The organism is Psychrobacter sp. Ps3 (assembly GCF_022129275.1).
GTDB lineage: Bacteria > Pseudomonadota > Gammaproteobacteria > Pseudomonadales > Moraxellaceae > Psychrobacter > Psychrobacter submarinus.
In genome coordinates this window covers 1-25,793 of sequence record NZ_JADQAL010000005.1, presented here as the reverse complement: position 1 = coordinate 25,793, position 25,793 = coordinate 1, and the positions used below count along the sequence as shown (strand labels likewise).

Below are 25,793 nucleotides of genomic sequence, written 5' to 3'. Positions count from 1 at the left end.
TTGCGACAACTAGTGTCGTAAGTGCGATAAAACACCTTATTATAAGAACCATATTTTATGAGAGACTACAAGCTACTACTTGCAGGGATAATACTGTTATTGCTTCTTATTATTGTCGGGGTTATATCATGGTTATGGCTGAACAATAGTAAAAATATTGATCCCTTACCGATTTTGAGCCGTGAAGACGTCAAATCATTACAGGGCGAATCAGAAGAAGATAGCGACGCCGTCAAAAACGATGCCGCTGCCAATACGCTATATATTCAAGCGCAGCAGCCTCTGCAAGTACCTTTAGACGATGTAATCGTTAGCTTCGAGGCGCGTTATCCGCATATGCAAGTATTAACCAATTACGTGCCAGCTACTGACCTGTTAATTTTGGACAATACTCATCCTACTGACTTAGTCATTGCCGATGATAAGTTATCTGATTCGTTATTAGCGTTATTAGAAGATGAGCTTAATAGTAATGTAAAAAATAACATCGTTAATGCACCATCATCAACAAAAAACAGCTTAGTGACTGATGTCAAAAACCCAGAGTCTCAAACAACAACCGAGAACAAGGAGGCCCGAACGCTCAACCCGTTCGGTTATGCGATGAGAGAGTCGCAAACCGTTGAAGGCGTCATACTCAGTGATAAACCACTCGCTATCAACTTCCGCAACTTCCTTATTTCAAGCACTGGGCAAGACATTCTAAGACAGCATGAATTCGACAATATTGATGGCTATCAAAATAGTGTAGACGACTTATTCAACCCGACTTCAAATGGTAAAACGGCAGTAGAAGACACTGAGATCGTCACTGATGCTGTAACCAATAGCTAATGACAAGTCACTGTTTTTAATAAATCTCTCTTTCTATTCACTAGAAGGTTAAGATTGATTTTATCACGCCACTTTTTTACAATAATGCTTTGAAATGCGCCTATAGCTCAACAGGATAGAGCAGTTGCCTCCTAAGCGATCGATCCGAGTTCGAGTCTTGGTGGGCGCACCAATCACTGTATTTAGAGCCAACCTCGCATTACCTCAAGCCCTTTAAACATCTATCATACCTAGTTTTTAGTCTTTATTAAACACTTGCCATTACCTACTAGCACCTCTAAAATTTTGTTAAATGCGTTGTTAAAAAAACAAACGCATTACATAGGTAGAGATATGACAAAGCGAAAAAAATTACTTGTTATCTAGCTCAAGCGTGTTGGCTATCGCTAAACAACCTGCACCTGCAAAAGTTACCCGTTATAGTGATGGTGACAGCCTTTATTTAATCCACCATCCGAATGGCTCGCTATTTTGGCAAATGCCATACCGCTATCAGTCAGATAAAGACATCAAACCAAAACAAAAAACTTATCAGATTGGTGTCTTCAAGTCTGCAAAGCAAGATATTGATACCGCCTTCAAGCCTGAAGTATCTTTAAAGCAGGCAAGAGTTGAAAGAGATAAGGCAAAACAACTGCTTGCTGATGATATTGATCCGACTGAACATAAAAACAAAGAGAAGAATAAATATGAGCAAAAAGACCTGTTCAAAGTAATAGCAGCTGACTATATCTCTGAGAAACAAGATACCACCCCAAAGAATGTGAAAAAATTACAAGGTTTCTTAAGCAAACACATTCTAAAACACATCGGTGATTATCCTATTACCGCTATCACTGCTCAGGACGTTATTCAAACTGGCTTAGCAATTCAAAATCACTTCGAAAAACAAGGCGAATGGACAGCCGATACTACAAGTAAGTGTGTTGAACTAATTGGCTCAGTTTTTGAATATGCTATTAATACGTTAAGCTACGATATCATTAATGTCGCTTATGGTCGTAATAACAGAGCGCTGGATGTCTATCGAGCGTCTGCATACCCGGTTAATCCCCGTAATCACGGGGAACAGTCTTTTGCAACAATTTAAGAAATGGATAATTACGGTTAATCCCCGTACTTACGGGGAACAGGTCCATTGGTAAACCTGTAAAGGGTTAATCCACGATTTTAAGCTGTATAAAGATACTTGTCCTGATTGGTTACCTGAGAATACTAACTATCTATCAGACAGTGGTTATCAAGGGTTAGCAAAGCGACATAACCAAACTTTCACACCATTTAAGAAACCTCGTGGTGGTCAGTTATTGGAGATATGCAAACAGGCCAATCACTATCTGGCAAAGTTCCGTATTGTGGTTGAGCACAAAATAGGCTTAATCAAGTTGTTTAAAATCGTGGCTCATAAATATCGCAACCGTCGTTAGCGCTATGATCTTAGAATGAGGCTGTTTGCTGGTATCATTAATTCCGAGCTTAGAATATGACTTTTGCAAGAGGTCTATAAGTCTAAAAAAAAGACTTAGCAAACGTCTCCTTTAAACTCTTTGGCTCACGGCGCTTAACGTCGTTGAGTTTATGGCGAGTCTCGGAGGCGACTTGATAGGCCTTGAGACGCGACTGTTGTAAGTTTCCGATAGGACGGTTCTCTTCAAGACAGCGAAATGGGGTAAAGGATAGATTCTCCATAATCTCAAAATTACCGTCATCTGGTACGTCCTGGCAAGGAAGGGTTAAACGCGCTACGGTGACAAAGGGCGTATCCGACTCTTGCCACTGCGTCGTAATCTCTTCAATCGGCTGCTTTTTGAGATTACGGCATAGCTGAATCTGGATATCAAACTGATAATCATGTTCGCGTATCTCCTCGACGATAAGCGGTCGCAGCGCCTCTTCGCGGGCGTCGACATCGACATCACGGCGCGTGACTTTTTTGACAGAAGCGGCTGTTGGCGTTGCCCGTATCTTTGCCATATAATCACCATGACGCACCACACCTTGCGAATGAAAGTCGTATAACAAGGTGTTTTTTGGTTCAATCCTCGTAAAGCCGCCGATAGCTTTAAAGGTTTTAATCGACTCTTTGGTTGGTAATCTTGAGCCGTAATTGGTCAGCCAGTTAAACGCCAACTGCGCTTTACCGATCGCGCCCTTCTCCGTGTATTTAGGTAATTCCAAAAACAGTCTTGAGAGATAGGTATACTCCTCAATTCTATTGCAAAAGAACACCGGATGATTGATAAAGTTATAATCAAAGGTCGTACTGTCCTCCTCCCCGGGAGCGAGCTTCTTACCCGGTACGTCAAAGACTTTAATCGCGAGACCTTGAGCAAAGCCCAACTTACGATCAGCGAATACTCGAGATGAACCGTTGGAAAAACGAATTACCGCATCATGAATGCCCGCTTTAGCATACAAACCTTGCGCGTACTCTTTGGGAATATCATCTAATATCTCAAACTTGGCTTTTAGTGCGCAGTACCCCTTGGCATGGGCATCACGCGTGTGATAATCGATATTGCTGGCTTTATCACTACGCGCAATATAGCTTTTGATATCGTCGGTAATAGTACGAATGTTTTTTTCGTCCTCAGCATTTAATTCGATATATTTTGGATCGTAGGGGACGTATTTGGGTTTAAATAATTTTTTTAGCATTATATTTCCTAATTTTATTCATGATTATTATTGTTAAGTGGTGACTATTACAAATGGTACTGAGAGTTAAGACAGCTCGCTAATCCATTTTAGCGCCGATAAACTCGGAATAAAAAAGTACTCGCCGCCGTGCAAAGTATTAAAGGTTTCAATACCATGGTAGCGTTTGCGAATTGGATCAGCCGGAACAGTAAAGTTATCTGCATCGCTGTCTTTATCACCAGAGTGCAAACCAACCATAGGATCTTTTTCTTCGCCTAAGCTCATAAAGTTGCCATCGTTGATCCACTGTGATTGCAAGAACTCAACCGTCTCCATGGCATGAGCATTAATACCAATAAAAAACAGACCGCGATCTTTGCCATCGTCCTCTATTACATCGGGTGGCACAACTTCACCAAAGCCCACGCTACGTCTAACGATACGGTGAATACGCACATCGGATAAAATAAAATCTTCGCTATCGCGTGGGTTCATACGCCTGATATGCGCACCAAACGGACACTTTTTACCGTAAGGATCGTCTTTATAACCAAAGTCGTTATTGCGGCTAGGATCATCGCCAAGCGCTTTATCATCATGATCGGGAGACAAAACGAGCGGCGCGCCTGAACGCCAGCGTCCCCACATTTTTGCACCCAGCAGCTCCGCCTCTTCCTCGCTGTCGGTATTATCTTTGCGGTATTTATTAAAAGTAGCAACATGGCTATGGTAAGCACGTAACACCATGAACGAGCCGTTCTTGCCTAAGACTTCAGGCTGCGGCATAGGCGCAACCAGCCCTGCCTCCCCTTCGTAACCGAGCACAAACTCCCCTGCGGCAATAGGATCACCGTCATGGTTCGAAGGCGTCTGAATACCACTGCCTTGAATCTCAGGATTACTGATACCATCACGATAACCAAAGACGTTTTTGACGTTGTCATTTGAACCAAAGTCCTGCTCGATTAGGATTTCTACATCACCATTAGCAGGATTGTCCACATCGATATGATCGGTAAGATTATCTCGAAGCTCATCAAGTTTGGCCTGCCATTTATCTTTGGTATCAGCGATAATAGCCGCGCCCACATGGATATCACCCTTATCCCCAAAAGGTGCCATCCAATTCTCAGGGGCATTAACATCAAAATCGCGCAACTGCTCAGCACGTGCTGCCATACCTGCTTTAAAAGACTCAGGAAAGCTATCAAGTGATGACTGCGGTACACCTAGCGCTTGTAGACCCTCGTAAGTCATGACGATAGACAGCGTGGCTTGCATGTCTTTGTGCCAGTCTTCACTACCGGTTACATGAGGCAACACCTGCGCTAGCATTTGTTTGCCAACGTCAGCATTATTGATTTTTAGTGCTACTACCGTGCCAAAATATGGGGCGGGACGCTCACGTAGGACGATGGATTGAATATCTTTTAGCTGCATGGTGACGAGATTGGGGTTAAAGACCCCGCGCGCCCTACGAGCCATCATCTCAATACCGTCACCGACTTCCTCTTTCACGCCTTTAAGCCACGTCTCAAAATCACTGTTTTCAATGCGATTGCCAAACTCATCTTTTAAGTCTTGCAACTTATCGGTCAATCCCGTTAAAGGTTTGTTATCATCATTACTCATACATCGCCCTATTCATTTTTTATCGTTATTAAAGTATGACCGTATCAAAGCCCTGAAATTTATGCACTTAAAAATACAATGTCTAAAAAATTAGTTTGTTTGCGCTTCATCTAAAGCTTTATTGATGCCTTTAACAATACGCTCATGACGGCGAATATCTTGTACCGTCAGATGCGGGACGCCTACGTACCAGCCTGCAGCGGTAATCTGATGATCAAGAATAAACTGCTTAACACTTGGGTCTTTGATGCCCGGCCAGCCCTCGACATTGCCAAATAAAATATCCATGAGTTCAGGAATTTTGGTGGCGAAATCATCAATATAAGGATCCCAGTCACCGTCATAAGCGGTGCAAAAAAGCACTCTTGTATCATTATCTAAAAAGACGAAGCGCAAATCGTGCAAAGTGCCTACCCTTGTCGCGCCTTTTAGATTGCCCCCTGCTATTTTTAGAATCTCTTTGAGACGGGCAGCGCCGCCGTCTTTTAGCGGTGCGATAACGGTAAGCTCGGATACTTTGCCTGACTTTAGACCTTTCTCGCCTGCGCTAGAGGTTGAGTGATCATAACCATCATTGCCGCCCTCTTTTAAATTCGCCACTAACAGATCTGCCCGCAGTTTAAAGGCATCCATAGACTCAGTGATTTTATCTTTCAGATCTTCTGAATTATCGATAATGCGCTCTTTATTATTGTTTTTACTCATAAGTCTTTCCTATATGATTGCTGTTGAGCTATTACCATAGCAAAAACGGTAAAAGGCTCAAGTAATAGCGGACTAATCACACAAAACAACACATAGGTTTAACAATAACGTTTTAAATTGCAGCAGTGTTACAAAGATAGACGGCGCACCTACCGGCGCAATAAATCTTGGTCGTACTTATTAAGTCTTTAAAAGCATGACTGTTTTTGTACTCGTTATTAAATACTAAAAAAGCTTGGCTACTCTAGGTAACCAAGCTTTGAAATCATACTTCGAGTTTTTATAATTATTTATAGTTATTAATATTGGGGCTGTCCTAAATAATTTTACTTATCTAGGACAGCCCCTAAATTATTTATCCTGAGCATGCCGCCGGTGTTTTCTCCAAATTTTATGGTTTAGAGTCCATGGGTGATAATATATTCTTAGCCATTGGCATCGTACAATTGATCATTATCCTAAGCTTTGCTGCCGGTTTATTCAAAACTTGGACTTACGGTTTGGTTTTATTGCTGCATACTGTCTCAACGGTTTCAACTTTTAGTCTATACACTAGACCTTTTGATAACTTATTATTCTTTGCCGCTTGGCCGATGTTAGCGGCTTGTATCGCCTTATTCTTACTCAGAGATTGGGATAATTTAGTTTAGATAAAAAAGGCTTGCCCGCTCACATTGAAGCGGTAACCGATAACCATAAATAAAAGAACAGAACCTGCTATTTGCACTGTTACTTACAGACCCCTTTTGCCTTATTATTTAGCTGGATGTCCCATGATCAAAAAGATAGTTTTAATAGTAGCCGTATTGATGTTAGCCCTCGGTTTTTTTTACTTTGACCTCAATGAGTTGTTGACGCTTGAAGGTCTAAAGGGCTCAATGGCTCAGTTCAATCAATACCAAGCACAGACGCCTTGGTTGGTCATTGGTGGCTTTTTTTTAGCCTATATTGTTGTTACCGCCTTATCCTTACCTGGCGCGGCGATTATGACTTTGGCGGCTGGTGCATTATTTGGGTTGGTGCAAGGTCTGCTTATCGCCTCTTTTGCCTCCAGTATCGGGGCGACATTGGCTTTTTTGACCTCGCGTTATTTATTACGAGACTCTATCAAACAGCGCTTCCCCGAACGCTTGGCCGCTATTGATGCTGGTGTAGAAAAAGAAGGGGCGTTTTATTTATTTACTCTGCGCTTAGTGCCGATATTCCCCTTCTTCTTAATCAATCTGTTGATGGGTGTCACGGCGATCAAAGCGCGAACTTTTTATTGGGTCAGTCAACTCGGTATGCTCGCAGGGACCTTTGTCTTCGTAAATGCCGGTACCCAACTGGCGCAAATTACGAGCTTATCCGGCATTTTATCGTTCAACTTAATAGCCTCATTTGCGCTACTTGGGTTTTTTCCATTGATCGCTAAGGGCGTACTCAATCTACTAAAAAAACGCCGCATCTATAAAAACTATACTAAGCCCAGAACGTTCGATCGTAATATGATTGTGATTGGCGCTGGGGCTGGTGGACTCGTAACCAGCTATATCGCTGCCACAGTTAAGGCCAAAGTTACCCTCATCGAAGCAGGTGAGATGGGCGGCGACTGCCTGAACTATGGCTGTGTACCCAGTAAAGCTTTAATCAAAAGTGCCAAAGTTGCCGAGCAAATGCGCAATGGCGAGCGCTACGGCCTCGATAATACCCAGCCAACCCTCTCATTCAAAAATGTCATGAGCCGCGTGCATAAGATCATCGCAGATATCGCCCCAAACGATAGTGTCGAGCGTTATACTGAACTGGGTGTCGAAGTCCTCAAAGGCTATGCCAAACTCATCGATCCATGGACGGTAGAGATTACGCTGAATGAGGGTGGCACTCAAAGACTCACCGCACGCTCCATTGTTATCGCAACTGGCGCGCGCCCGTTTATACCAGACTTACCAGGTTTAGAGGAAACGGGTTATGTGACGAGCGACACGCTTTGGAATACATTTGCTGAGCTTGAGGAAACTCCCAAAAAGTTGGTCGTCCTTGGCGGCGGCCCTATTGGCTCAGAGCTGGCACAAGCCTTTGCGCGCTTAGGCTCTAATGTGACGCAGATAGAGCGAGGCGAACGCCTGATGAAAAAAGAAGATAGTGAAGTCTCAGAATTTGCCCAGCAAGCGCTCATTAACAGTGGTGTCACGGTCTTAACTTCAAGGCAAGCGAAACGCTGTGAGATACGTAGTGGTAAAAAATATATCATCGTTGAGCCTCATGGTGATCATACAGATCAGCAAGAAACCGCTATTGAATATGACCAATTAATCTGCGCTGTAGGTCGTAGCGCCCGCTTAGAGGGTTATGGACTTGAAGCTTTGGGTATCGAGACCAAACGCACCATAAGCACTGACGACTACCTAGAAACCCTCTACCCTAACATCTATGCGGCAGGCGATGTCGCAGGCCCTTATCAATTCACCCATGTTGCCTCTCATCAAGCGTGGTATGCAGCAGTCAATGGCTTGTTTGGACAGTTCAAAAGATTCAAAGTAGATTACCGCGTTATTCCTTGGACGACCTTTATTGATCCAGAAGTGGCGCGAGTCGGTCTAAATGAGCAAGAGGCTATCGATAAAGGTATCGACTTTGAAGTGACTCGCTATGACTTTGCAGACTTAGATCGTGCGCTAACAGAAAGCGCGAACCAAGGCTTTATCAAAGTTATCACCCCAGCAGGCAAAGATAAGATATTAGGCGTCACCATTGTTGCTGAACATGCCGGAGACATCATGCCTGAGTTTATACTGGCTATGAAGCATGGTTTAGGGTTAAATAAAATACTGGGCACCATTCATATGTACCCTACTTGGGCGGAAGCTAATAAATATGCCGCAGGTGAATGGAAACGCAATCATGCGCCCGAAAAAGTATTAAACTTACTTGAGAAGTACCATACGTGGCGCCGAGGTTAGTGATTTATATGAGCAGCCCCACTAAAAATATAGACCTGCTAAAAGTATAGACCCGCTAAAAATATAAAACGATAATGAAACCTCAAATGCACGTAATGAACGCTTTGCTAGCTTCACCGACCTTTCAGACACTCCGTCAATATAGTCGCTATAGCAGTTACGCTATCGCGCTTAGCTTTTGTCTAGGTATCTCTGCTAGTAGCGTCTCGACGACTAGCAGCGCAGCAGGTCGTAACGTACAGTCGTCTTGGGAGCAACTGTACGAGCGCGGCAAAAACCAAGACGTTTATTTTCATGCTTGGGGCGGTGATCCGCAGGTAAATGCTTATATTCAGTGGGCGGCAGACGCCGTTGAAGATAAATACCTAACGCCTGTCATAAAACCAATACTAACGCCGATAGCTGCCACCTTACATAAGCGCGGCATCACGGCTGACCAATTGACGCTAGCTGGGTTTCTTATTGGCATAGTAGCGCTACCACTATTGGCTTATCAGCTATGGTTTGCCGCACTGGTTGCGATTATACTCAACCGTGTTTTTGATGGCTTAGATGGCGCTCTTGCTCGTTATGCCAACCAAAGCACAAGCGCTGGTGGCTACTTAGATATTACCCTCGACTTTTTATTTTATGCCGCTATTCCGCTTGGCTTTATCTTCGCTGATCCTGAACAAAACGTCATTGCCGGAGCGCTATTGCTTGCTGCCTTTATCGGTACTGGCTCTAGCTTTTTGGCCTTTGCCATAGCCGCTGAGAAGTTTGAACTCGACAAGCCGCAGTTTAAATACAAGAGCTTTTATTATTTAAATGGACTCACCGAAGGTACTGAAACCATAGCTTTATTTATCGCCTTTTGTATTTGGCCACAGCACTTTGTGCTCTTAGCCAGTATCTTTGCTGCAGCCTGTGCTATCACTATCGTGACTCGTATCTACGGCGGTTACCATACTCTCAAACGTTTAGAAGCTAAATCGTGAATGCTGATAAGTACAATAGAATGGAAGAGATACCCTGACGCCAGACAAAACGCTTCGTTATGGGGATTGCTGCTTATGCCTTCTAAAGGTAAAGCCTTCTTGCAGCAATTAGCAGCGCTACCAGAATAAGAGCTGCTTTGGTTCAAGACTAAAAGTAAGCGACAACAAAGACAAAAAAGGGACAAACAAAAGGTCGACTCAAAATATAAGCTTTGAGTCGACCTTATTACTGAACGAACGATAGTGAACTAGCCTGCAGACTTATCGTTACGTAGCCCCTCTATTGAGAACGCCATATCTTCAGCCAGTGCACGTACCGCGGCACTATCAACATCACGCTGCGCGAAGGCTCGCAAACCCATGACTTCTGCCTGCAATCGACGTGCTAACCTTAGCGGATCAAGCTCAGCATCAAGCTCCCCTAAACGCTGTGCCTCTACAAAACATTCAGCAAAACGCGACTCCATGCCAGCCAATAGTTTCTCGACTTTCTGTAATGCCGCCTGCTCGCGAGCGCCAAGCTCAAGCAAGCTTTTGACCAACATACAAGCGCGACTAGGCAAATCTTTATCGCGGATGCCACCAAGCTGACGTATAAAAGCGGCCAGTCCTGATAAAGGCGATTGATGATGAGCCAGTATTCGCTCAAGCTCAGTTAATGAAGCCTTAGCATAATGATCTAGCGCCTCTTGAAACAGGCCATCTTTATTACCAAAGGCGGCGTAAATGCTACCCGGGCGCATATCAAGAGCCTGTTCAATATCTTTTAAGGAAGTCGCATGAAAGCCTTTATGCCAAAACAGCTTTACAGCGCGATCTAGTGCCTCTTGACGATTATATAGTGTAGTACGTGACATCAAATCTTCCAGTTTTTAAAATTTCAGTACAAAAACCCCCTATCTCTTTAAGTAGGGGGTGGTTCATGCGCTGACTACTAAGTCGCTGAAGAAGTCATAATCGAATGGTTTGAGTGATTACTTAATTTTATCTTGCTTCACTACTATAGTCTAGTTAAGATTTATTATGATTGCTTAGCCTATTAGCCCTTATCTAAATCAATCGGATGATATAACACCTAAACACCCATTATTACTGATAAGAGGGGCTAATAACCGTTCGTTCTTGAACCTGAGTGCTAGGGAGATGCCGCATATCATATTCCAAAATCTTTACTCGATAGCTTTTGGCTACGCCTCGATTACTACTAACAATGACCTTATCCTCATCAAAATCTAAGTCGTTAAAACCTAAGTCATTGAAATCTAAGTCGTTAAAACCTAAGTCATCAACATCAGTATTCCATTGTTTTTCATTAACAGGTGTCTTTATTTGAGAGTTATACTGATACATCTCTGCCAACATTGGCAAAATAGCCAATGTGGAGGTGGCTGGAACAATCGCCAACATCAACCCTAAACCATATAAACGTGCTAAAAAGACGCTACGATTAAAACTAGATTTCATAATAGTAATCCTTAGTATAATGACAGTAGGTATTAGGGTTTAAGCCCGCTCGCGTATCATCAAATGGCGTAAGCGTCTTACAAGCGAGCCCTACTAAGAAACGCTACGGTTACGCGTTCTACCACCTTTACCTCCACGATCACCTTGCTCACCGCGTTCTGCCTTCATTTGTTGCAGCTGAGCACGCTGCTCAGCAGTTAAGACTTTAGCGATCGCATGTTGGCTTTGAACGTTATCGATGAACCGCTGTTTTGATTGTGCGGCATGTTGATTCGCTAAGCGATTCAAGGTTGCCGTATCAAGCGTACTGGCATTAGTTAAGGCTCGAAGCTGTTCACGCATTTGTTCGCGTTGCGCTTTGTTTTGTTTGCGAGTAGTGTTGCGCTCCGTTCTGTCGGCTTCTTTGATAGCTTTGATTTGAGCTTGCTGCGTGGCTGTCAAATTAAGCTGAGATAATGGCCCCCTATCTGTAGACATACCGCTTTTGTGATGATGCATCTGGGTTGCGCGCTGAGGTTGATTGTCTGGAGCGGCACTGGCAATGCCAGCCATTCCCAATAAAGTTGACGCTGATACTAAGGTTGCGAGGGTTAGGTTTTTCATTATGTTTTCCTTTTGGAATGAATATTAGAAATACTAGGGTTTTTTCAATTTACAGTCTTGCAAATCGTTATGAACCCTTTGAAAAAACAGTGTTCTGTTGACAAGACAAATCATAAGCGATTGTGATGTTGCATAGATTTATAAAACTTTAAGAAAGGTAAAGATTGTCACTACTAGGCCTTTGTCTCTTGTAAACTTATGCACTGCATTAGCTGAGCGGCTAAACAACTATGACTCATAAAGCACTACCTTATATCTAGATTTTATAGATATCATTGAAACCAATATCATCGAATTTTTTTAAATTTAGGATTTTTTATGACTCATATTTTGCTTGGTGATGACGACGACGAGCTGACCCAATTACTACAAGAGTATCTGCACAATCATGACGTCAGCTGCGATTGTGTATACGATGGCGAGCAAGTACTGAAGCGACTACAGGATCCGGGGTATCAATACGATCTGTTAGTGCTGGATATTATGATGCCAAAAATCGATGGTCTGAGCGTCCTGCGTCAGCTTCCTACGACCAGTCAAATTCCAGTGATTATGCTAACGGCTAAAGGCGATGAGATTGATCGTATTATTGGGCTTGAGCTTGGCGCTGATGATTATATTGCTAAACCCTGCAATCCAAGAGAGCTATTGGCTCGTATTAACGCCGTTATTAAGCGCTCGACCCTAATATCAACCGATATAGCACCGCTCAATCATGATCGATTGCTACTGGATCAAGGCCACCGCATTTGTAAAATAGATGGACTTGAGCTGCAAGTAACAGGTACTGAGTTTGACTTATTAGTCGCCTTATTAAAGCAGCAAGGTGAAGTGGTCAGTAAAGAATGGCTGTCACAAACTGTCCTTCAGCGTGAGCTACAACCTTTTGATCGTAGCCTTGATGTTCATGTGTCTCGCCTTAGAAAAAAACTTCGGCCTTTTCATGACGATCCTATCAAAGCCATACGTGGCAAGGGTTATCAATTGGTACTTTGATGAATAATTTTAAGTCATATATGCGCTTACTAAATCTAGCCCCTTCTTTGTTTTGGCGACTATTCATAAGTTTATTACTGATGCTATTGGTGATGTCTACTATATCTATCGGTATAGAGAGGTGGATAAATGCGCAAGCATTAGAATCACGAATGGCGTTGCAAGTTGCGCACTTAGTGACGGTTAGACAGGAGGTTGTCCAAGCCTTGGAATCAGGCGATTATAAAAAGGTGCGACAGATTTATCGTAGTACACGTGGTCTTACAAACCAGCTGCTTATTATTGATGAACAGGGACTACCCTTTCATTATCGATTCAAACCTGATTGGGTTAAAGAGTTTTCAGAAAATAATAGGGAGCCCAAGACTGCGAATCAACAAGCCTCTCCAACTGAGCGCATGATTCAACACGTCATACCAGATACCAGTTACTACCCTGAGTTACAGGATATCTCTGTTGTGACTCCAGATAATTATACTTATAAAGTACAGCTACAACCTCGTCTGCCTTTACATGAGCTTGTCGCGTTACAAAGAACACACCTACCTATGCGCATCAGCATTATTTTACTTTTTAGTGTTTTGGCATGTTATTGGTTTAGTCGCACTTTGTCCAAACGGATTCGCCTCGTTCAACTTAAAGTACACCGTATGAGCGAAGGAGATTATCTAGCTGGGGATGACTTATCACAGTTAGGGGATGATGAGCTTGGCATACTCGCAAAAGATGTTGCAGGTTTGTCTAATAGACTGGCTGATAGCGAGATGTCTCGTAAGCAGATGCTCAGCGACATCTCTCATGAGTTACGCTCGCCACTAGCGCGTCTTGAAGTGGCGACTGAGCTGACTCGGGATTATGCACCCAATGCGACGCATTATCTTGACCGTATTCAAAAAGAGTCCACTCGAATGAATGAGCTGATTGGGCAAATTATTCATATTCAATCACTGCAAATGCAGCGCTATGTGGCGCGCCCTGAGGACTGCGAGTCGATAGATATAGCAATGCTCCTTGATGAGATTGGTCAGGACGTGAGTTTTGAGTTTTATGACAAGCACGTTGAATGGCAATGTTTGAGAAATAAGGACAATAGTAGTGATGATGAGCTTTCATACCTTATAATCGGTAATCGAGAGCAACTGCATAGCGCTTTTGAAAATGTGATTCGTAATGCCTTTATCCATTCAAACTCACATTCTATCGTCTCATCTAAGATTGAAACTATTAAGCTTACACATCAAACATCGACAATAAAAATAAGCATTATAGATCAAGGAGCAGGCATAGATAATGATAACCTAGAGCGTATATTTCAGCCTTTTGTACGCCTAGATGCGTCCAGACAACGCCCAACAAGCCCTACTGCTAACAGCACTGCTGATAAAACCAGTAAAAAAGAAGACGGTTACGGGCTTGGACTGGCTATTGCTCAGGCGATTATTGCCGCGCATAAAGGACAGATTAGCGCGCGCAATCGTGAAGATGGTGTCACAGGGCTCGTGGTTGAGATAGTATTACCCGTATCTACTTAACGATTATTTTAAGCGTTAAAAAAGGTTTGAGACATTAGCCATCAAGCTACCGCAAATCATCAACGACCGCTAACATAGCAAGTAATGAGGCTTCTCCCAGTTTCATAGAACGCTCAGGCGACCAACCTGTATCGGCATCAGGCACATGATCATTATCTTTAAACGGCATCTCTAAGGTATTGGCCAGACAGTCAAAATGCTCCGCCACCCAATTAGTGGCAACTGTCATGTTCGCTGTGCCCGGTGCATCAATCTCATAACCATATTCCGACTGAAAGTCAGCGCTAGCGAGTTTCAATACCTCGGTGAATCTATCACGCAAATGTGCGAGGCGCTCACTATAACTTGGTGCCCCTTGAGAGCCTGCCAAAAACACATAAGGTAGCGCTTCATCACCATGCACATCATAAAACAAATCTACACCTGTGGCCTCCATTTTGTTGATGATGTGAAAGACCTCAGGGCTTCTCTCCAGACTTGGATTTGACCACTCACGGTTTAGATTAGCCCCTGCAGCGTTTGTACGTAGATGTCCGCGCACACTGCCATCTGGGTTCATATTTGGCACGATATAGACATTCGCTTTTTCTAACAGCTGTTTAGCCGTGGCATTGTCCTCATCGAGTAGGCTGTACAGAAGTCCTTCAATGAGCCATTCGGCCATCGTTTCGCCCGGATGCTGGCGCGCAATGATCCAAATGCTGCGTTTATTTACATCACTACTGCTATCGCCATTACCTATTTTTACTAAGGTCAAGTCGCGCTTATCAAGCGTTTCACCCAAATGCTCTAAAGTTGCTAACGGGTGCATTTGTACCGTCGCTAATAAATCTTGATGGCGCTCATAGCTGTATGGCGCAAAATAAGCAATTTGTATATTGTCATAAGCCATATCCACAGTTATGCTCAACTTGCCGTCTTTGTAGGTAGTGGGCAGACGAAACCAATCTTCGCGATCGTAGGAAGCGACCGCTTGGTAATTCTCCCAGCCCTTAACATAAGACGCCTCTCCTGCATTCATGATATTAAGAACATAATGGTCGCCAATCTCACCTGACAGGCGAAAGTTAAACCACTGAAAAAACTCGCCACCAGCGTCCGGTCGTATGGACAGTTGGATATCTTGTTTGTTCTCTAAACTTATAACCTCGATGTTACCGGCATCAAAATTGGCAGTGATACGCATATTTTTTCCTTATATTACAGATAAATAGCACAGCTTAATGAGCAAGTGCATTATTTCGCAAACTTTCTATAGAGGTTGCCATATCCTCAGCTAATGCATGCACCGCTATACTATCTACATCACGCTGAGCAAAAGCACGTAAACCTATCACCTCAGCTTGTACTCGGCGCCCAAGTCTATTGGCATCCAGATCACAATCGAGCTCTCCTAAGCGCTGCGCCTCGGCGAAACACTCTGCAAAGCGCGTCTCCATACTAGCGAGTAGTTTTTCTACCTTATCAAGCGCTGCCTGTTCACGCGCGCCAAGCTCAAGCAAGCTTTTGACCAGCATACAGGCGCGACTGGGCAACTCTTTATCACGGATACCGCCAAGCTGACGCATAGTAATCCAGCGCCTCTTGGAACAAGCCATCTTTATTACCAAAAGCAGCATAGATACTGCCCGGGCGCATGTCAAGAGCGTGTTCAATATCTTTTAAGGAGGTAGCATGAAAGCCCTTTTGCCAAAACAACGCGATAGCATGCTCAAGCGCCTGACGGCAAGTGTATAGAGTCGTTCGCGACATAATATAGTCCAATCTAGAGGGTGGCAACCTTTAATAACGAGATACCAATGCTCGGTGGCGAGATGACTTCATTAGGCAAGCCTGAAAATGGCTATGACTGGAAGTTAGTCGTGGTTTATCGCGGCAAGCATTGCCCGATTTGTACCAAGTATCTTAATAAGCTAGAAACCGTAAAAGGATCATTTGCTGATGCAGGCGTGGATATTCTAGCTATATCAGGCGATAGTAAACAGCAGTTGCAGGAACACTTAGAAGAGTTAGAGGATATCAATTTCCCAATAGCTTATGGTTTGAGCGTTGAGCAGATGAATGAGCTTGGGCTTTATATCTCAGATCCGCGTTCAGAAAAAGAGACCGATCATCCTTTTGCTGAGCCTGGCGTATTTGTCATTAATGCTAAAGGCGAGATTCAAATCATTGATATCTCAAATGCTCCGTTTGCCAGACCTGAGCTTGAAATGCTTGCTAATGGCTTATCATTCATTCGTGAAAATGATTACCCTATTCGCGGTACACACGGTTAAACGTCACTATAAATAAGGGCTAATCATGTTTGGTAATCCTAAGCCCAGAACATCGCTGACTTTGGATTACCTTAACACCTCTACTACCTGTTCAATCAAATACTCTTTAATCGCATTGATCTGCACTTTATAATTAGTGCTGTTCTGCTATGTCGCTGGCTTTTTATACCACTGCTTAGCTAGCGGCTTGTGCTTTTTGATATTTACGCACGTTGCTGCCATCTTTACGGGTAATCGTAAACCCAGTAAAACCAAATACTATCGTCAGTAGCAGCGATAAGTAACAGAAGAACGCATAAGGCAGATAATCAAGCACGGGTACTTCTAACGCTTGGCTGATAAATACCCCGCACACACTCCACGGCACCAATGGATTGATGACCGTACCCGCATCCTCAATGGTACGCGATAGGTTTTTGGAATGTAAGTTCAAGCGCTCAAACGTCGGGCGAAAGGCGGTCCCTGATAATAGAATACTCAAATACTGCTCACCGATGAGCACGTTGATACTAAGGGCTGCCATAGCAGCGGCAAAGATAGCGCGACCTGAACTGGTCAGCATATCTTTGATACCTAGAAGTAGTGCTGGCAGGATACCCAAAGCACGTAGTAGACCGCCCAAACTCAATGCCAAGATTACGATGGTTTGAGTAAAGAACATACTCTGCATACCGCCACGTGAGATCATACCGCCGACTTCGCCAAGCTCTAAGTTGTCGGCAGGGGTATAGCCACCAAACATATAGCCGCCCAACTGTCCGATGCTCGGCATACTATGTAAATAGGTAATGATTAAAGCGCTAGCAATGGTGTAAATAATAGTATAGATGGCATTGACTCGGCAAAGCGCCAAAACGACGAGTACGATGAATGGTATAACTGCATAACCATGAACTAAACCACTATCGACCAGCTGCGACTGCAGTAAAGTCACTTGATCTAAATTACCACTGCCGGCTTGCCCAGAGAAAAACCAAAACAACCCTGCAGTAATAATCCACGCCGGCACTGTGGTATACATCATATTGCGTATGTGCTCGAATAAATCGATACCCACTACAGAAGACGCTAGCGTACAAGTATCAGATAACGGCGACATCTTATCCGCAAAGAACGCACCTGATACGATAGCCCCTGCAGCGATAGCGACATTGGCATCAAAGGCATTACTCATGCCAATGAAGGCTACGCCAATAGTAGCAGCAGTGGTCAAACTACTACCCAAGGCAATGCCAATAATCGAGGTCAAAACAAAAGCGGAGATATAATAATACTGCGGCGAGATCAGCTTAAAACCATAATACATAATAGTGGGTATAGCGCCTGACATCATCAGCGCAGCGACTAGAAGACCAATAAAGAATAATAAATAGATCGCGCCAATACCACTGACGACACCCGATGACATTTGCTCTTGCATCTTCTCAAAGCTTAGCCCTTTGAACATCCCTAAGGCGAGCAAAATAGCGATGGCAAGCATCAACGATAAATGCGGCACCCAGCCAAAGCCGATCATGGTGACACCCATAATCGCAATGACGGCGCTGGCAATGATAAAGGCTAATTTAGGAGATAGCTGGGTAAGTACTTGTGGAGGCATAACACATCCTTATGTTGCCTGTTTTTGTTAAAGCTCTAAAATAGAGGCTTAAATGATTAAAAACGTACGGCTAAAGATTAATAATAAATGACAGTGATTAAAGAGCAGTCACTCTTTTTAAAACACGCGTTTATAAAATAAGTACTGCTAAAAAAACCAGCCTCTTACTCATCTAGCAAAGCATCAGTCTTTGCCGCCATCACAAAGTCATTCTTGTGCAAACCCTTGATGCTATGCGACCACCACGTGACGGTTACCTTGCCCCATTCAACGAGCATACCGGGATGATGGCCCTCAGCTTCAGCATCCTCGGCCAATTGATTGGCAAACGCCATCGCCTGCATAAAGTTTTTGAATTTATATTGACGCTCTAATTGCTGAATCCCTTCGACTTCAATCAATGACCAGTTAGGAATCTGCTGTAGCAGCTGCTGAGCTTCTGATTCGCTAACTTTTGGTGCGCCGACACGGCAGACTTCACAGCTGGCTTGTGATAATGCGGACATAATAATCTCCTTTTTTTAATTTTTCTCTATTGATATTTTTTTTGAGGGTTAATTGTTTTTAGGCGTACTTTATTGAATAGCTATTGACCGTTATGATTAGAGCCTATAGCTGAATCATCAGCTCACTACTGCTCAGCATAAGCGGGTGCAAATAGACCCAAACTCATGGCTTTTTTTACCGCGCCCATGATATCGCTATTTACGATATCAAATAACGTATCTAAATCATCAATGACATAATAAATAGGCTGAATTTGGTCAATACGGTAAGGGGTACGCAGCACATCAATCAGATCAAACGCTCGGCATTCGGGCTCATCGCTCAGTGCGTAGACAGTCTCAGACGGTGAGCTTAAAATACCGCCTCCATAGATCCTGCGGCTGTCTTTGGTGGCGCCCATCAGACCAAACTCGATAGTGAACCAATAAAGACGCGCCAAGAACCAACGCTCCTCTTTACTGGCATCAAGCCCAAGCTTGCCATAAGTCTCATTAAAGGCGGCAAACGCAGGATGAGTCAGCAGCGGACAATGTCCGACGATTTCGTGAAATATATCAGGCTCTTCGATATAGTCGATGTCTTCAAAGCGGCGGATAAAGGTGGCTACTGGAAAGGCTTTATTAGCCAAGAGTTTAAAGAACTTGCCAAAGTTAATCAGCGCTGGCACCGCTGCCGTCTGCCAGCCCGTGGTGGCTTGTAGCACTTCATCGATAGTAGAGAGTTGAGGAATATGAGTGGTAGGTAGTCGCAGCTTCTCCAAACCCTCTAGGTAAGCTGAACAAGCACGATTGGGAATCTGTACCGCTTGCCGTTCGAGCAGCGTTTGCCACATCGCGTTGTCATTGTCACTGTAATAAATATGACCGTGCTTATCGGGCTGACGCGATATGTAAGGCTGCTTTCTATCAGCTGCCTGCTTTTGACTAGAAGCATTGTGGGTAGAAGCATTGGAAGTAGATGATTTGGGGGTCAGCGCGTCATTGGCACTGACCGGCTGTTGAAGCGTATGAGATAATTGGCGTTCCATGCCTAATTTCCTTCTATTACTTGTTATTTTATTGTTATTACGGGTGTGGGAAAAAATACAGTTGCAAAAAGTACAAAGGGTTAATAACCATCATTGAAGTATTAGCAACTTAAATAGTAAGGTAAAAAAGACAGGACAAACTCCTTTTGCCCTGCCCGTTTAGCACTTTTATTATGGTGTTTCAGTTTCTGACTGATTTTCTGCTTGGTCATCTGACTGACCTACCGCGCCGCGTTTTACTTGATCGCGCTCGATGGACTCGAATAAGGCTTTAAAGTTACCTTCGCCAAATCCTTCTTCGTAATCGCCTTTACGCTGGATGAACTCAAAGAATACTGGGCTACCTAAGATGGTTTCAGAAAAGATCTGTAACAGCAGACGCGGCGAGCCACTCTCGGTCGTACCGTCTAACAAAATACCACGCGTTTGTAGCTCAGAGACATTCTCGCCATGACCCGGTAGACGCTCATCTAACATCTGATAATAAGTGTCATTGGGCGCAGTCATCAATGGGATACCCGCGTCTTTGAGCTTATCGATACTACTTAATAAATCATCACAAGCTAAGGCAATGTGCTGTATACCTTCGCCATTAAAGTGCATCAAATACTCTTCGATTTGACCGCCGCCCTGCTTTGATTCTTCATTTAGTGGGATACGGATTTTGCCATCAGGTGCGGTCATCGCTTTACTGGTTAGGCCGGTGTATTCGCCTTTGATATCGAAGTAACGAATTTCGCGGAAGTTAAAGATACGCTCATAAAAGTTTGCCCAATAAGCCATACGGCCACGGTAAACGTTATGGGTTAAATGATCGATAACTTTAAAGCCATAACCTACGGGTCGTCTGTCGACACTATCGAAAAACTCAAAATCGACATCATAGATAGACTCGCCATCTTTATAGCGGTCGATAAGATAAATCAGTGAACCGCCGATGCCTTTTATAGCAGGCAATCTAAGCTCCATTACGCCAGTTGGGACGTCAACTGGCTGCGCGCCCATTTCGATCGCACGCTCATAAGCTTGTTTTGCATCCTTGACACGAAAACCCATGCTGCAAGCACCAGCGCCATGCTCTTCAACGAAGTAGCTGGCTTGGCTTTTTGGCTCACGGTTTAAGATCAGATTGATATCACCTTGGCGATATAGGGCCACGTCTTTTGAGCGGTGGTTAGCAATATGAGTAAAGCCTAGCTGTTTGAATAAAGCTTCAACGGCATCAGGCTGCGGTGAGGCGAATTCAACAAAATCAAATCCGTTTAGGCCCATTGGGTTGTCAAATAAATCTGCCATTGCAATCATCCTTAATTTCAATCGGTGGTTATAAAACTAAAATCAGTAAATCTAATATAAAAGATAGTTTCATCAGTACTGCTTATTGACGATGTATTTATATTAGAGTAGCTTCATTTATAAGACTAATTGTTTTTTATGATTTATTTATCAGGTTTACTTATGAATATCAGCATTCGCCAATTAAACGCCTTTATCAAAGTTGCTGACAACGGCAGCTTCACTCGTGCCAGCGATCAGATGTATTTGACTCAATCTGCAGTCAGTGGCTTGATTAAAGAGTTAGAATCGAGTCTCGGTGTGGTGTTATTTGATCGCACCACGCGCCAGCTGTCTTTATCGGTTGTTGGCCATCATCTACTGCCGCAAGCGCGGCGTATCTTAAATGAGATGCAATTGTTTGAAAACGAGGCCAGCAGCTTGACAAGCTTGGCGAAAGGCAACGTGAGACTTGCAGTATCGCAGTTTGCCGCCTCCTCCATGCCAGCGGTGATTGCGCAGTTTGGCAAACACTATCCTGATATTAGTGTGTCGCTATTGGACTGTTCGGCTGAGAATTTGCTCAAACATATTCAAGATATTGAAGTGGATTTAGGGGTGGGTACTGAGCTTGAATTTATCGACAATGAGGATGACATCAAAGCTGATTTGTTATATCAGCTGCCATTTTGCGTGGTTATGCCTGACGATCACCCCTTAGCAAAAAAAGCGGATATCACTTGGCAGGATCTGTTATATAGTCCGCTCATTACCCTACAAGGGCCTTTTTTGGAGCAAGTCACCACTGAGCTCACTGATGATGTGGCAAGCCATGTGCAGCAGGCGCGCTATAAGGTCAACTTTATGTCAACCGCCCTTGAGATGACCCGTCAAGGGTTTGGTATTACCTTATGCTTGCCCTATATGCCAGAAGTTATCGATTGGGTCAGCGCTAATAATTTGCAGATGCGGCCACTGGCACAGCCAAAAAAAATGCGGCAGTTCTTTATCTATCAGCGCTCATCACGCACCCTATCCCCGGCAACTATTGCCTTTAAAGAATTTTTGCAGCACTACTTTGCTGATTATTTTGACGACTTACAGCAGTGATTTATAACCTAATTCAGTATTGGCTATTTAAGATAATGAAATCTTGTATTGAGTTCATCATCAATTTGCTCTATGATTTTTGGCGGCTCGATTTATATTTTGCGGTACAAAGAAAAAAGGAAGCAACATGTTTGAACGTATCGATTATTATGCGGGTGACCCAATCTTGGGATTGGTAGAGAAGTTTTTGGCAGATGAAAACCCGAATAAAGTCAATTTAGGTATCGGTATTTATTATGATGAAAATGGCGTTATGCCGGTACTTGAGTGTGTAAAAACTGCAGAAAAGCGTATCGCGGACTCGATTGCTGCGCGTCCGTATTTACCGATGGCAGGATTGCCGGGGCATCGTAAAGGCTGTCAGGAGCTGCTGTTTGGTAAAGAGTCTCAGGTTCTAAAAGACGGCTTAGTTGCCACCATCGCCACTATCGGCGGCTCAGGCGCACTAAAGGTTGGTGCTGAATTTATCAATCAATGGTTCCCGCAATCTAAGTGCTACGTGAGCGACCCGACATGGGGCAACCATATCGCTATCTTTGAAGGCTCTGATGTAGAAGTGGGTAAATATCCGTACTACGACACCGCAACAGGTGGCATTAGATTCGATGAGATGATTGCGTTTTTTGAGACATTAAATAAAGATGATGTGATCTTGCTTCATCCGTGCTGCCACAACCCAACGGGACTAGATTTGACTCGTGAACAATGGGATACGGTATTAGATATCATCCAAGACCGTGAGTTGATCCCATTTATGGACATCGCTTATCAAGGTTTTGGCGAGGACATGGACAGCGATGCTTACGCTATTCGTAAAGCTGTGGATATGGGTCTGCCGCTGTTTGTCAGTAACTCATTCTCCAAAAACTTATCGCTATATGGCGAGCGTGTCGGTGGTCTATCCGTGGTTTGCCCAACGGCAGATGAAGCTGAGCGCGTCTTTGGTCAGCTAAATTCGATGGTACGCCGTATCTACTCAAGCCCGCCATCACATGGTGGTCATGTCGTCGATATCGTGATGAACGATGCCGCCCTGCACGAGCAATGGATCGGTGAAGTCTATGCGATGCGCGACCGTATCAAAGCCATGCGCCTCAAGCTCAAATCCGTGCTAGAGGCCAAAATCCCTACACGCAACTTTGACTACATTACTCGTCAAAACGGTATGTTTAGCTTTACCGGCCTGACTCCTGAGCAAGTCGAGCGCCTAAAGAACGAGTATAGTATCTATATGATATCTAACTCGCGTATGTGTGTGGCTGGCCTGAACACCAGTAACATTGATTACGTCGCTAATGCTATGGCCGATGTGCTAAAGGACTAATCCGCTGAAACATTAAGCGCAAAAACTAAGTGAACAGCGGTAAGCTTTAGCAAATATAGATAAATTAAAAAGGTTGAGCCAGTCTCAGCCTTTTTTTGTGCTTGTTTTTTATGTCCATCTTTATGTATAGCCTTAATAAAAAGACTTGCAATCTGCAATCTGATAAATTACATTATACGTAAGCAGTTACCTATGTCGTAATTAAACCCATTATTATTTCTAATAATTTCAAATTCATATATTTTCAAATCCATATCCAGCAAGGAGCAACCTATGTCAACGATTGACAAAACCCTCACCTCATTCATCGATGTCGCGCAAGATTCTGACTTCTCCATCCATAACCTACCTTATGGTATTTTTAGTGAGACAGCTGACGGACAGCGCCGCGCAGGCGTAGCGATTGGCGAGCAAGTGCTAGACTTATCACGCCTTGAGTCAGAGGGCTTACTCAGCCTAGAGGGCGGGCCATATTTTGACCAGCCAACGCTGAACGCTTTTATCGATTCTGGTCGCGACAATTGGACAACAGCTCGCAAAACTATTCAAACGCTACTCTCTAGTGATTGCGATAGCTTGCGTGACAATACCGACTTGCAGAAAAAAGCGCTATTTCAGCAAGCAGACGTCACGATGCATCTGCCAGTGCAAGTGCCAGGCTTTACTGATTTCTACTCTTCTAAAGAGCACGCGACCAACGTCGGTACTATGTTCCGTGATCCAAATAACGCCCTACTGCCGAACTGGACGGAAATGCCGGTCGGCTATAACGGCCGCGCTAGCACTGTTATTGTTAGTGGCGATGAGGTGGTACGTCCGTCAGGTCAGCTAAAGCCCAACGCTGATGAGCGCCCTATCTTCTCGCCTTGTAAGCGTTTGGACTTTGAGCTTGAGACCGCATTTGTCGTTGGTCGCGGCAACAACATCGGTCAGCCGATTGCCGTCGATGATGCTAGCGAGCATATCTTTGGCATGGTGCTCTTAAATGATTGGTCAGCCCGTGATATTCAAAAATGGGAATACGTGCCTTTAGGCCCGTTTAACGCCAAGACCTTTGCCTCGGAAGTGTCGCCTTGGATCGTAACTATGGATGCTTTGGCACCTTTTAAAACACCTTGCCCAACCCAAGAGCCAAAGCCGCTAGCGTATCTTAACGAAAAAGAGATCGATAACAGCTATGACATCAATCTGTCAGTTGAACTGATGCCTGAAAGTAGCGATGAAGCGACTGTGGTTTGTGAGACCAACTTCAAATATATGTACTGGTCGATGGCGCAGCAGCTCACTCATCACACTATCACGGGCTGTAAAGTAGAAGTCGGCGATATGATGGGTTCAGGGACGATTTCGGGACCGACGCCTGACTCTTATGGCTCAATGCTTGAGATCGCTTGGAATGCCACCAAACCTGTCAGCCTCAAAGGTGGCGAGACACGTAGCTTTATCGAAGATGGTGATACGGTGATTATGAAAGGCTATAGCGAAAAAGACGGTATTCGCGTCGGCTTTGGTGAAGTCCGCGGCAACGTACTGCCTGCGCTGAATTTTGATTTTGACAAGTAGCCTTTATATACAGCATTCACCTACCTATCGTAACTATGGGCTGCCAATCGCCTAATGAGCTATTGGCAGCCCTATTAACAGCACGCCCTATCAAAAGGAGTTTGATATGAGTTTTCAGATTGAAAAGATTCATCACGTGGCTTATCGCTGCAAAGACGCTAAAGAGACCGTAGAGTGGTATCAAAAGCATTTAAATATGAATTTTATTTTAGCTTTTGCCGAAGACCATGTGCCCTCGACCAAGGCCTTTGACCCTTATATGCATGTGTTTTTGGATGCGGGTAATGGCAACGTACTGGCGTTTTTTGAAGTTCCTAATCAGCCTGAGATGGGCTTTGATCCCAATACGCCAAACTGGGTTCAGCATTTGGCACTAAAAGTCAAAGACCGCGACACGTTGATAGCCGCTAAGAAACAGTTAGAAGATGGCGGAGTTGATGTTATCGGCGTGACCAACCACGGCATTTTCCATTCTATTTATTTCTTTGATCCTAATGGTCATCGTCTAGAGCTAACTTATGATGACCCAACTTCAGAAGATAAAGTGTCTATGATTACCGAAGAGATTAAGCAAGACATGCTTGATGAGTGGTCACGTACCAAGCGCGCGCCGGCGCATACGCAGTTTTTACATGCTGAGGAATTGGCAGAAGCTAAAGAAGTCGCGCCTGCCGGTGAATAAGCTTGCACTGATTTGCTCGCTTACAATAAGTGAGTCGCTGTTTGTAAAGATTAGGGCGTGTTGAACATTCACAAATGCGCACTGCTGATCGCTAAAATAGTTCT

At 44.0% G+C, this 25,793-nt stretch carries 25 protein-coding genes and 1 tRNA gene; 13 read left to right on the top strand and 13 right to left on the bottom strand.

What is annotated here, in order from left to right; all coding sequences use genetic code 11:
* Positions 1-57 precede the first annotated feature (57 nt).
* The 3 genes from I3248_RS02725 to I3248_RS02715 all read left to right on the top strand — a co-directional run bounded on the left by I3248_RS02725 (position 58) and on the right by I3248_RS02715 (position 1,924).
* Positions 58-834, top strand: coding sequence for a hypothetical protein (locus tag I3248_RS02725; RefSeq protein WP_238062456.1), 777 nt, complete (start codon positions 58-60; stop codon positions 832-834).
* Between the two features lie 96 nt (positions 835-930).
* A tRNA-Arg gene (locus I3248_RS02720) sits at positions 931-1,006 on the top strand.
* Positions 1,007-1,210: 204 nt separating this feature from the next.
* Positions 1,211-1,924 carry an integrase arm-type DNA-binding domain-containing protein gene (locus tag I3248_RS02715; RefSeq protein ID WP_238062455.1) on the top strand — a complete coding sequence of 238 codons (714 nt, stop codon included), beginning with the start codon at positions 1,211-1,213 and terminating at the stop codon, positions 1,922-1,924.
* A gap of 419 nt (positions 1,925-2,343) precedes the next feature.
* Here I3248_RS02715 and I3248_RS02710 read toward each other — a convergent pair whose 3' ends face one another.
* The 3 genes from I3248_RS02710 to I3248_RS02700 all read right to left on the bottom strand — a co-directional run bounded on the left by I3248_RS02710 (position 2,344) and on the right by I3248_RS02700 (position 5,739).
* On the bottom strand, positions 2,344-3,492 hold the full coding sequence (locus tag I3248_RS02710; RefSeq protein ID WP_238062454.1) for a catalase family protein: 1,149 nt from the start codon (positions 3,490-3,492) through the stop codon (positions 2,344-2,346).
* Between the two features lie 66 nt (positions 3,493-3,558).
* Positions 3,559-5,106, bottom strand: coding sequence for a Dyp-type peroxidase (locus I3248_RS02705; RefSeq protein WP_238062453.1), 1,548 nt, complete (start codon positions 5,104-5,106; stop codon positions 3,559-3,561).
* A 90-nt stretch (positions 5,107-5,196) separates the two neighbouring features.
* Complete coding sequence (locus tag I3248_RS02700; RefSeq protein WP_058023649.1) at positions 5,197-5,739, bottom strand: hypothetical protein; 543 nt, start codon at positions 5,737-5,739, stop codon at positions 5,197-5,199.
* 479 nt (positions 5,740-6,218) lie between these two features.
* Between I3248_RS02700 and I3248_RS02695 the strand changes: the two genes are divergently transcribed.
* The 3 genes from I3248_RS02695 (at position 6,219) to I3248_RS02685 (ending at position 9,730) form a co-directional block, all read left to right on the top strand.
* Positions 6,219-6,461 carry a hypothetical protein gene (locus tag I3248_RS02695; protein WP_238062452.1) on the top strand — a complete coding sequence of 81 codons (243 nt, stop codon included), beginning with the start codon at positions 6,219-6,221 and terminating at the stop codon, positions 6,459-6,461.
* A gap of 123 nt (positions 6,462-6,584) precedes the next feature.
* Positions 6,585-8,753 carry a bifunctional TVP38/TMEM64 family protein/FAD-dependent oxidoreductase gene (locus I3248_RS02690; RefSeq protein ID WP_238062451.1) on the top strand — a complete coding sequence of 723 codons (2,169 nt, stop codon included), beginning with the start codon at positions 6,585-6,587 and terminating at the stop codon, positions 8,751-8,753.
* An 86-nt stretch (positions 8,754-8,839) separates the two neighbouring features.
* Positions 8,840-9,730 carry a CDP-alcohol phosphatidyltransferase family protein gene (locus I3248_RS02685; protein WP_238062450.1) on the top strand — a complete coding sequence of 297 codons (891 nt, stop codon included), beginning with the start codon at positions 8,840-8,842 and terminating at the stop codon, positions 9,728-9,730.
* 248 nt (positions 9,731-9,978) lie between these two features.
* On the opposite strand, the gene I3248_RS02680 is transcribed toward I3248_RS02685, so the two are convergent.
* From I3248_RS02680 to I3248_RS02670, 3 genes are all read right to left on the bottom strand, one after another.
* The gene (locus tag I3248_RS02680) at positions 9,979-10,587 is read right to left on the bottom strand and encodes a TetR/AcrR family transcriptional regulator (protein WP_238062449.1); all 609 of its coding nucleotides are present in this window, start codon (positions 10,585-10,587) and stop codon (positions 9,979-9,981) included.
* A gap of 232 nt (positions 10,588-10,819) precedes the next feature.
* Complete coding sequence (locus tag I3248_RS02675; RefSeq protein ID WP_238062448.1) at positions 10,820-11,194, bottom strand: hypothetical protein; 375 nt, start codon at positions 11,192-11,194, stop codon at positions 10,820-10,822.
* Between the two features lie 93 nt (positions 11,195-11,287).
* Positions 11,288-11,797 (bottom strand): Spy/CpxP family protein refolding chaperone, encoded by a 510-nt coding sequence (locus tag I3248_RS02670; protein WP_238062447.1) that lies wholly within the window; start codon positions 11,795-11,797, stop codon positions 11,288-11,290.
* A gap of 318 nt (positions 11,798-12,115) precedes the next feature.
* On the opposite strand from I3248_RS02670, the gene I3248_RS02665 reads away from it, so the two are divergent.
* Complete coding sequence (locus I3248_RS02665; protein WP_238062446.1) at positions 12,116-12,793, top strand: response regulator transcription factor; 678 nt, start codon at positions 12,116-12,118, stop codon at positions 12,791-12,793.
* Positions 12,794-12,885: 92 nt separating this feature from the next.
* Positions 12,886-14,325 carry an ATP-binding protein gene (locus tag I3248_RS02660; protein WP_238062445.1) on the top strand — a complete coding sequence of 480 codons (1,440 nt, stop codon included), beginning with the start codon at positions 12,886-12,888 and terminating at the stop codon, positions 14,323-14,325.
* 46 nt (positions 14,326-14,371) lie between these two features.
* Here the strand turns inward: I3248_RS02660 and I3248_RS02655 are convergent, their stop codons facing one another.
* Genes I3248_RS02655 through I3248_RS02645 form a run of 3 tightly spaced genes read right to left on the bottom strand, consistent with a single transcriptional unit; the run spans position 14,372 to position 16,077 of the window.
* On the bottom strand, positions 14,372-15,511 hold the full coding sequence (locus I3248_RS02655; RefSeq protein ID WP_238062444.1) for a M14-type cytosolic carboxypeptidase: 1,140 nt from the start codon (positions 15,509-15,511) through the stop codon (positions 14,372-14,374).
* A 34-nt stretch (positions 15,512-15,545) separates the two neighbouring features.
* Positions 15,546-15,893: a hypothetical protein gene (locus I3248_RS02650; RefSeq protein WP_238062443.1), complete on the bottom strand. Its 348-nt coding sequence runs from the start codon at positions 15,891-15,893 to the stop codon at positions 15,546-15,548.
* Positions 15,868-16,077 (bottom strand): helix-turn-helix domain-containing protein, encoded by a 210-nt coding sequence (locus I3248_RS02645; RefSeq protein ID WP_238062442.1) that lies wholly within the window; start codon positions 16,075-16,077, stop codon positions 15,868-15,870. Before I3248_RS02645 ends, I3248_RS02650 begins: the two co-directional genes overlap by 26 nt.
* A 20-nt stretch (positions 16,078-16,097) precedes the next feature.
* Here I3248_RS02645 and I3248_RS02640 point away from each other — a divergent pair, with 20 nt between their 5' ends.
* On the top strand, positions 16,098-16,601 hold the full coding sequence (locus I3248_RS02640) for a redoxin domain-containing protein (RefSeq protein WP_238062441.1): 504 nt from the start codon (positions 16,098-16,100) through the stop codon (positions 16,599-16,601).
* A gap of 175 nt (positions 16,602-16,776) precedes the next feature.
* On the opposite strand, the gene I3248_RS02635 is transcribed toward I3248_RS02640, so the two are convergent.
* The 4 genes from I3248_RS02635 to hppD form a co-directional block, all read right to left on the bottom strand.
* Complete coding sequence (locus I3248_RS02635; protein WP_238062440.1) at positions 16,777-18,201, bottom strand: Na+/H+ antiporter NhaC family protein; 1,425 nt, start codon at positions 18,199-18,201, stop codon at positions 16,777-16,779.
* Positions 18,202-18,365: 164 nt separating this feature from the next.
* The gene (locus I3248_RS02630) at positions 18,366-18,707 is read right to left on the bottom strand and encodes a 4a-hydroxytetrahydrobiopterin dehydratase (protein WP_238062439.1); all 342 of its coding nucleotides are present in this window, start codon (positions 18,705-18,707) and stop codon (positions 18,366-18,368) included.
* 125 nt (positions 18,708-18,832) lie between these two features.
* Positions 18,833-19,735: a phenylalanine 4-monooxygenase gene (phhA, locus tag I3248_RS02625; RefSeq protein ID WP_238062438.1), complete on the bottom strand. Its 903-nt coding sequence runs from the start codon at positions 19,733-19,735 to the stop codon at positions 18,833-18,835.
* 171 nt (positions 19,736-19,906) lie between these two features.
* On the bottom strand, positions 19,907-21,031 hold the full coding sequence (gene hppD, locus I3248_RS02620; RefSeq protein WP_238062437.1) for a 4-hydroxyphenylpyruvate dioxygenase: 1,125 nt from the start codon (positions 21,029-21,031) through the stop codon (positions 19,907-19,909).
* Positions 21,032-21,193: 162 nt separating this feature from the next.
* On the opposite strand from hppD, the gene I3248_RS02615 reads away from it, so the two are divergent.
* From I3248_RS02615 to I3248_RS02600, 4 genes are all read left to right on the top strand, one after another.
* Positions 21,194-22,120, top strand: a complete 927-nt coding sequence (locus tag I3248_RS02615) for a LysR family transcriptional regulator (protein WP_238062436.1) — start codon at positions 21,194-21,196, stop codon at positions 22,118-22,120.
* A gap of 127 nt (positions 22,121-22,247) precedes the next feature.
* Entirely contained in the window at positions 22,248-23,444 is a 1,197-nt protein-coding gene (locus tag I3248_RS02610; protein ID WP_238062435.1) for an amino acid aminotransferase, read from the top strand.
* A gap of 273 nt (positions 23,445-23,717) precedes the next feature.
* Entirely contained in the window at positions 23,718-25,007 is a 1,290-nt protein-coding gene (gene fahA / locus I3248_RS02605; protein WP_238062434.1) for a fumarylacetoacetase, read from the top strand.
* A gap of 106 nt (positions 25,008-25,113) precedes the next feature.
* Positions 25,114-25,689: a VOC family protein gene (locus I3248_RS02600; protein ID WP_238062433.1), complete on the top strand. Its 576-nt coding sequence runs from the start codon at positions 25,114-25,116 to the stop codon at positions 25,687-25,689.
* Positions 25,690-25,793: the final 104 nt, after the last annotated feature.